This is a genomic window from uncultured Phenylobacterium sp. (genome assembly GCF_902826855.1).
In the GTDB taxonomy this organism is placed as follows: domain Bacteria; phylum Pseudomonadota; class Alphaproteobacteria; order Caulobacterales; family Caulobacteraceae; genus Phenylobacterium.
Map to the genome: position 1 here is coordinate 1 of NZ_CADEGK010000249.1, position 6,072 is coordinate 6,072.

Sequence of the window (6,072 nt, forward strand, 5' to 3'; positions counted from 1 at the left end):
CCTGAGCGTCGAGTCGCTTAGTGCTTCTCTTCCGGCGCGGCCGGGGCCGCGGCGTCGGCGGCCGGCGGAGTGGCGGCCATCGAGTCGGTGGCCATCGAGTCGGCGGCCTTCGAAGCGTCGGCGGCGGCGTCGGTCGCGGCCGTGGCGGCCGTGGCGGCGGCGTCAGCCGAGGTGGCCGCGGCGTCGGCGGCGGCGGCTTCGGTGGCGGCCGGGGCGGCTTCTTGCTTCTGGGTGCAGGCGGCGAGGCCGAGGGCGGCGACGGCCGCGGTGACGATCAGGAACTGCTTGGACATGTGGGGGGCTTCCTCTGATAGCTGTGTCGCGCGCCGGGCGCGTATCCCCACCCTCTTGCGAGATGCAGGCCGAACCCCGACGCGAGCCAATGGATACGCCCGCACTTCGGCTGTCGCAAGGCCGATTATCACGGTTCCGTGATGTGCTTTCCGTGCAGGCGAGGCGCGGAGATCAGGCCTCGGCCGGGATGTTCGACAACGCCTCTTCCAGTTCCAGGAAGCTGGGTTGGGCGCCGGAGGGCACGTTGCCGCGGCCGATCTCCACCGAGATCTGGGCGGCGTTGCCGTGCAGGTGCGCCACCAGGACGGCCTGGATGATCTTGTAGAAGGCCCCCTCCTCGTCGGTGACTTCCTTCATCCGGGTGGCCATCGGCCCGACCAGGCCGTAGGCCAGGAACACGCCGAGGAAGGTGCCGACCAAGGCCGAGCCGATCATCTCGCCCAGCACTTCCGGCGGCTCGGTGATCGCGCCCATGGTCTTGATGACCCCCAGAACGGCGGCGACGATGCCCAGGGCGGGCAGGGCGTCGGCGAGGCTGGTCATGGCGTGGCTGGGCGCCAGCGCCTCGTGATGGTGCTTCTCGAGCTGCTTCTCCATCGCGTCCTCGACCTGGTGGGGGTCCTCCAGGTTCATGGTCATCATCCGCAGGGTGTCGCAGATGAAGTCGATGGCGAAGTGGTCCTTACAGATCTTGGGGAAGCGGGTGAAAATCGAGCTCTCTTTCGGATTCTCGATGTGGCTTTCAAGCGCGATCACGCCCTTGGACTTCATGGTCTTGGTGAGCAGGAACAGCAGCGAGAGCAGGTCGCGGTAGTCCGCCGCCTTCCACTTCGGGCCGGCGAACACCTTCTTCATGCCGCCGCCGGTCGCCTTGATCGTGGTCATCGAATTGGAGATCAGGAAGGCGGCCACCCCGGCGCCGCCGATCGCCATCATCTCGTGCGGCGTGGCGTGCAGGATGACGCCCATGTTGCCGCCGGTGATGATGTAGCTGCCGAACACCAGGGCAAACAGCAGAACGATGCCGATAATCTGAAACATGGACTCCCCCGGGGACGTCCGCGACCATGGCGATTAATGTTTAATGGCCCGTGATCGCAGGCCAATCCGTTTCGCAGGAGGCGGACCCGCGGGAATAGCCGCCGGCAAAGCGCCGCGCCGGCAGCCCGGCGTCAGCTCAGCCCGCCGTCATTCGGGCCGCCTCGAGCGCACAGTCCCGGGTGGGCGCGAGGCCCTTTGCGCGCATCGCCGCCACCTCGACACGAGCGGCGTCCAGGTCGGCGCGGAACGCCTCGTCTCCGTGCAGCCGGGCCACCGCGGCGGCGCCCATGACCATCCCTTCCTCGACGTCGCTCCTCCAGTGGACGTTGCAGTAGCGGCGGCTGTCGCTGAAGGCGCGGCCTCGGGCCAGAATCGCCTCCGCCCGTTCGGGCGCGACCTCGGCCACGATCAGCGCCCAGCCCCAGCCCAGGGCGGCGTGGCCCGACGGATAGGAGCCGTCGCGCCGCAGCGCCGCGTCCAGGGCCGGTGTGCACATGGGCTTGCCATTGACCGTGAACGGCCGGGCCCGCTGGTACTTGGTCTTCGTGGGATAGGTGGAGAGCCCGATGTCACGCATGGACCGGCGCAGCAGGCGGACGAGCGCTGGCGTCTCGGCCTCGCTGATCGGCCCGCCTATGGCGCAGGAGAAAGTCCCGGCCGCCGCGGGCCAGCTCAAGTCCGCGTCTTCGGTGGCCAACAGCCAGCGGGGTCCGCCGTGGGCCGCCAGCGCCGCCGTCGACGCTGCCTCGTCACGCGCCAGCGCCGCCGAGCCGGGCGCCGGCGGCGGCGGGACGATGGCGAGGCTGCTGGGAAGCGTGCCCGCCCCAAGGTAGGGCGTGACGGCCGCCGCCGGGGCGGGCGCGGGCGCGGGCTGCCCGCCCGCAGGGGCCGTACCCAGCATCGCCGCCAACGCCGCGGCGCCGATCCAAATCCGCCACCTCATCGTGGGCCTCCTGCGGTCAATTCGTCGGCGACAGGCGCTCTGCCTCGGCCTTCAGCCTGCGGACCATGTCCGTAGAGAGGTATCCGTCCGCCGTCACCCCGCGCGCCTTCTGCCAGGTCCTGAGCGCCGCGCGGGTCTTCAGGCCGACGACGCCATCGGCGCCCCCGGTATCGAAGCCCAGAGCCATCAGCGCCCGTTGCGCGGTCATCCGATCCACCAGCGGCAGGGGGATCTCCTGCGGCCAGGGCCGCATCAGCCCCGGCCCGCCGGCCAGGCGGTCGGCCAGCAGGCCGACACCCAGCGCATAGGCCAGGCTGTTGTTGTACTGGCGCAGCGCGAAGTGGTTGGGGAACAGCAGGAACACCGGCCCGCCCGCCCCCGCCGGCGCGATCAGTTGAGCCTGGGCCGTTGAGTCCGCCGCCGACCACCCCCGGCCGTCGGCGCGCGCGACGCCCCGCTCCGCCCACCAGCGCGGCGTCTCCCGCGGGCCTTCGGTGAGGCTGAAGTCGAACCCGGGCGGCGCAGTCACCTCGCGCGCCCAGCTTTGGCCCCGCACCCAGCCGGCCCGCATCAGCAGGTTCGCGGCAGAGGCCAGGCTGTCGGCGCTGGAATTCCAGATGTCGCGCCGCCCATCGCCGTCCATGTCGACGGCGGTGGAGAGGTACATCGACGGGATGAACTGGGTCTGGCCCATGGCCCCGGCCCAAGAGCCCTTCAGCCGCGAGCGTGGCTGCTCGCCCGACTGGATGATCTTCAGCGCGGCGATCAGCTCGGTCTCGGCGAAGCCTCGACGCCGGCCCTGGGCAGCCAGGGTGGCGAAGGCGCGCACGATGTCGAAGTCACCTTGCAGCTCGCCATAGGCGCTCTCCATCGCCCAGACCCCCAGCAGGATGTCGGACGGCACGCCGAAGCGGCTCTCGATAGCCCCCAGCGCGGGCGTCGCAGCGCGCTTCCGCTGGCCAGTGGCGATCCGCTGCGGGCTGATGACACCCTTGATGTACTCGCTGACCGGCTTGGAGAACTCCGGCTGCTGGGTGTCGAGGCTGGCGACCCGCGGGTTGGGCGACAGGCCGGCCATCTCGCGGGCCAGCACGTTGGGCGCGATGCCGGCCGCCAGCGCGCGCGTCTGGAAGTCGGCGGCCCAGGCGTCGAACACCATGTCGCCCGACGCCGTGAGCGGGGCGATGGAGACCGGCGGAGGCGGCGGCGGCGGGACGACGGCTCGGGCGGGTGAAGCGGCGGCCATCGCGGCCGGCGGCGGCGCCTCGGCGACCGGCGCAGGGCCTTGCGGGCTGGCGCAGCCGGCCAGTGCGAGAATCGGAGGGGCGAAGACGGGGAGGAGGACGCGGAGACGCATGGGACCGCGGAGTCTAGGGTGCGTCGCCGGACACCCCAATCACATCGCCGTCAGGTTGACTTGCCTCCACCCGGCCCGTATATGCGCGCCCTCTTATTCGCCAACCGGCCGCCTGCGGCCCGCTTGAAGATACGGTCCCATGAAGGTCAGAAGCTCGCTCAAGTCGCTGAAGACGCGTCACCGCGACTGCAAGCTCGTGCGCCGTAAGGGCCGGGTCTATGTGATCAACAAGACGGATCCGCGCTTCAAGGCCCGCCAGGGCTGAGCCGCCGCCGATGAGTCCCCGGGCAGTTGTCTGGGACTTCGGCAACGTCATCGTGCGCTGGAGCCCGCGCACGCTCTACTCCAAGATCTTCCCCGATCCGGTCGCATGTGATCGGTTCCTCAGCGACGTCTGCACCCTGGCCTGGCACACGCCGACCGACTGCGGGGTGACCTTCGCCGAGAACTGCGCGGCCCTGGCGGCCGTCCACCCGCAGCATGAGGCCGAGATCTGGGCCTGGCATCGCCGCTGGGACGAGATGTTCTCCGGCGCGATACCCGAAACCGAGGCAGCCATCGAGGCCCTGCATGCCCGCGGCGTGGCGCAGTACGGCCTCTCCAACATCAGCCACGAGACGCTGGACTCGACGCTGGCCATGAGCCCGGCGTTCGGCCGCCTCACCGGGGTCGTCGCATCCGGCGTGGAGGGGGTGATGAAGCCTGATCCGGCGATCTACCGCCTGACCTGCGAGCGGTTCGGCCTGGCGCCCGGGGAGGTCCTGTTCATCGATGACAGCGCCCGCAACATCGCCGCCGCGCACGCCTTCGGCTATGACACCCACCACTTCACCGACCCGGCCGCCCTGCGCCCGGCCCTCGAGGCGCGCGGGCTGCTGTAGCTTCAGAAGCCTTGCCGTGCGGCGCTCCGCCACACCGCAGCCAAGCTCCGCAAACCAGACGTCAACCCAATCCCGGTACTGAACTGGCACGCAAGGTGCACGGTCGGGCCCAGCGCCCCCCCGCGCATGTGTCAGATTCGAACGGACCCCGTCGGGGGGTCCGGCCTGGACCGGACGACCAATACAATGCGACCCCGCACCCCCCTCCGCACCTTCTTCGCGACTGCCGTCGTCGTGGCGGTCGCCGCCCTGGCTGCGCCGGCGTCCGCCGCCGTCACCGTGAGCGTCACGAGCATGAGCGATCCGAACACCCTGCCCGTCGGCCAGGTGCTGATCGCCGACTTCAACGACGCTCAGAACCCGGAAGCCACCTTGCTGGACGGCTTCACCCTCGACCTGATGGGCTCCACCGTCGGCTGGAACGAAGGCGCGAACGGCTACAGCGGCACCCTTCCGAACGACCCGACCCACTATCTGACCATTCCAGGCAGCGCGAGCGCGACGCTGTTCTCGGTCCAGGGCCTGAGGTCGTTCAGCTTCTACATGGGCTCGGCCGACACCTACAATTCGGTCCGCTTCATCGGCGCCAACGGGTTCGACCAGACCCTGAACGGCGGGCAGATGACCCAAGGCTACACCGGCCAGAGCTGGAACTGGGGCGCGCGCGTCAACTTCGACTTCGGCGGCGCCACGGTCAATCAGATCGTCCTGACGTCCTCGGGCAATTCGTTCGAACTGGACAACCTCGCCGGCGCCGTCCAGCAGGCGGTTCCGGAGCCCTCGACCTGGGCCATGCTCATTCTCGGCTTTGGCGCAATCGGGGCCGTCCTGCGCCGCCGCCGCGCCGTCCTTACCCCCGTCTAATTCTCTCCATAGACGGGGCCAGTGGGGACCCCCTGCTCCCCGAAGCAGGGGGTCTTTCCCTGCCCGGCGAGCGCCAGTCAGTCCTTCACGAGGTCGAAGAACTCCTGGCGGGTCCGCGGGTCGTCGCGCACGTCCCCCAGGAGGCTGGAAGTAGTCAGCCGTGACCCCGGCGTGTTGACGCCGCGCATGGTCATGCAGCTGTGCTCGGAGGTGATCACCACGCCGACGCCCTTGGGCTTCAGGATGTCCTGGATGGCGCCGGCAATCTCGGCCGTCAGCTTCTCCTGGATCTGCAGCCGCCGCGCGAAGCCGTGCACCACGCGGGCCAGCTTGGAGATACCAACCACCCGGTCGCGCGGCAGATACGCGACATGGGCTTTCCCCAGGAACGGCAGCATGTGGTGCTCGCAGAAGCTGACCACGCGGATATCCTTCAGGATCACCAGCTCGTCGTAACCCCCGACCTCCTCGAACGTGCGTTCCAGGTATTGCCGCGGATCGGCCTCGTAGCCGGCGAACAGCTCACGATAGGCCTTCACCACCCGGCGCGGCGTGTCGAGCAACCCCTCCCGATCGGGGTCGTCTCCGGCCCATTCGATCAGGGTGCGGACGGCGGCGAGCGCGTCCTGTTCGGTGGCCTTGCGGCGGGGGGTATCGACCATGGGTGCTCCGCGTCCAAAGGCCTCAACGGA

Annotated in this window: 8 protein-coding genes; 3 read left to right on the top strand and 5 right to left on the bottom strand. The window is 69.7% G+C overall.

The window, feature by feature from the left end; genetic code table 11:
• Window positions 1-17: 17 nt before the first annotated feature.
• The 4 genes from QZV94_RS22320 to QZV94_RS22335 all read right to left on the bottom strand — a co-directional run bounded on the left by QZV94_RS22320 (window position 18) and on the right by QZV94_RS22335 (window position 3,635).
• A complete protein-coding gene (locus QZV94_RS22320) occupies window positions 18-293 on the bottom strand; it encodes a hypothetical protein (RefSeq protein ID WP_293682160.1) in 276 nt (91 codons plus the stop codon).
• 172 nt (window positions 294-465) lie between these two features.
• Window positions 466-1,335 carry a flagellar motor stator protein MotA gene (gene motA / locus QZV94_RS22325; protein ID WP_293682163.1) on the bottom strand — a complete coding sequence of 290 codons (870 nt, stop codon included), beginning with the start codon at window positions 1,333-1,335 and terminating at the stop codon, window positions 466-468.
• Window positions 1,336-1,471: 136 nt separating this feature from the next.
• Window positions 1,472-2,278 (bottom strand): phosphatase PAP2 family protein, encoded by an 807-nt coding sequence (locus QZV94_RS22330; RefSeq protein WP_293682166.1) that lies wholly within the window; start codon window positions 2,276-2,278, stop codon window positions 1,472-1,474.
• Window positions 2,279-2,294: 16 nt separating this feature from the next.
• On the bottom strand, window positions 2,295-3,635 hold the full coding sequence (locus QZV94_RS22335; protein WP_293682169.1) for a lytic murein transglycosylase: 1,341 nt from the start codon (window positions 3,633-3,635) through the stop codon (window positions 2,295-2,297).
• 139 nt (window positions 3,636-3,774) lie between these two features.
• Between QZV94_RS22335 and ykgO the strand changes: the two genes are divergently transcribed.
• From ykgO to QZV94_RS22350, 3 genes are all read left to right on the top strand, one after another.
• Window positions 3,775-3,900: a type B 50S ribosomal protein L36 gene (ykgO, locus tag QZV94_RS22340; RefSeq protein WP_293682172.1), complete on the top strand. Its 126-nt coding sequence runs from the start codon at window positions 3,775-3,777 to the stop codon at window positions 3,898-3,900.
• 10 nt (window positions 3,901-3,910) lie between these two features.
• On the top strand, window positions 3,911-4,516 hold the full coding sequence (locus tag QZV94_RS22345; protein WP_293682175.1) for an HAD family phosphatase: 606 nt from the start codon (window positions 3,911-3,913) through the stop codon (window positions 4,514-4,516).
• A 186-nt stretch (window positions 4,517-4,702) separates the two neighbouring features.
• The gene (locus QZV94_RS22350; protein ID WP_293682178.1) at window positions 4,703-5,380 is read left to right on the top strand and encodes a PEPxxWA-CTERM sorting domain-containing protein; all 678 of its coding nucleotides are present in this window, start codon (window positions 4,703-4,705) and stop codon (window positions 5,378-5,380) included.
• Window positions 5,381-5,457: 77 nt separating this feature from the next.
• On the opposite strand, the gene folE is transcribed toward QZV94_RS22350, so the two are convergent.
• Complete coding sequence (folE, locus tag QZV94_RS22355) at window positions 5,458-6,042, bottom strand: GTP cyclohydrolase I FolE (protein ID WP_293682182.1); 585 nt, start codon at window positions 6,040-6,042, stop codon at window positions 5,458-5,460.
• Window positions 6,043-6,072 lie beyond the last annotated feature (30 nt).

Coding starts and splice junctions, on each gene's coding strand:
- QZV94_RS22320 (WP_293682160.1), bottom strand. CDS start 293: ATGTCCAAGCAGTTCCTGATCGTCACCGCGGCCGTCGCCGCCCTCGGC.
- motA (WP_293682163.1), bottom strand. CDS start 1,335: ATGTTTCAGATTATCGGCATCGTTCTGCTGTTTGCCCTGGTGTTCGGC.
- QZV94_RS22330 (WP_293682166.1), bottom strand. CDS start 2,278: ATGAGGTGGCGGATTTGGATCGGCGCCGCGGCGTTGGCGGCGATGCTG.
- QZV94_RS22335 (WP_293682169.1), bottom strand. CDS start 3,635: ATGCGTCTCCGCGTCCTCCTCCCCGTCTTCGCCCCTCCGATTCTCGCA.
- ykgO (WP_293682172.1), top strand. CDS start 3,775: ATGAAGGTCAGAAGCTCGCTCAAGTCGCTGAAGACGCGTCACCGCGAC.
- QZV94_RS22345 (WP_293682175.1), top strand. CDS start 3,911: ATGAGTCCCCGGGCAGTTGTCTGGGACTTCGGCAACGTCATCGTGCGC.
- QZV94_RS22350 (WP_293682178.1), top strand. CDS start 4,703: ATGCGACCCCGCACCCCCCTCCGCACCTTCTTCGCGACTGCCGTCGTC.
- folE (WP_293682182.1), bottom strand. CDS start 6,042: ATGGTCGATACCCCCCGCCGCAAGGCCACCGAACAGGACGCGCTCGCC.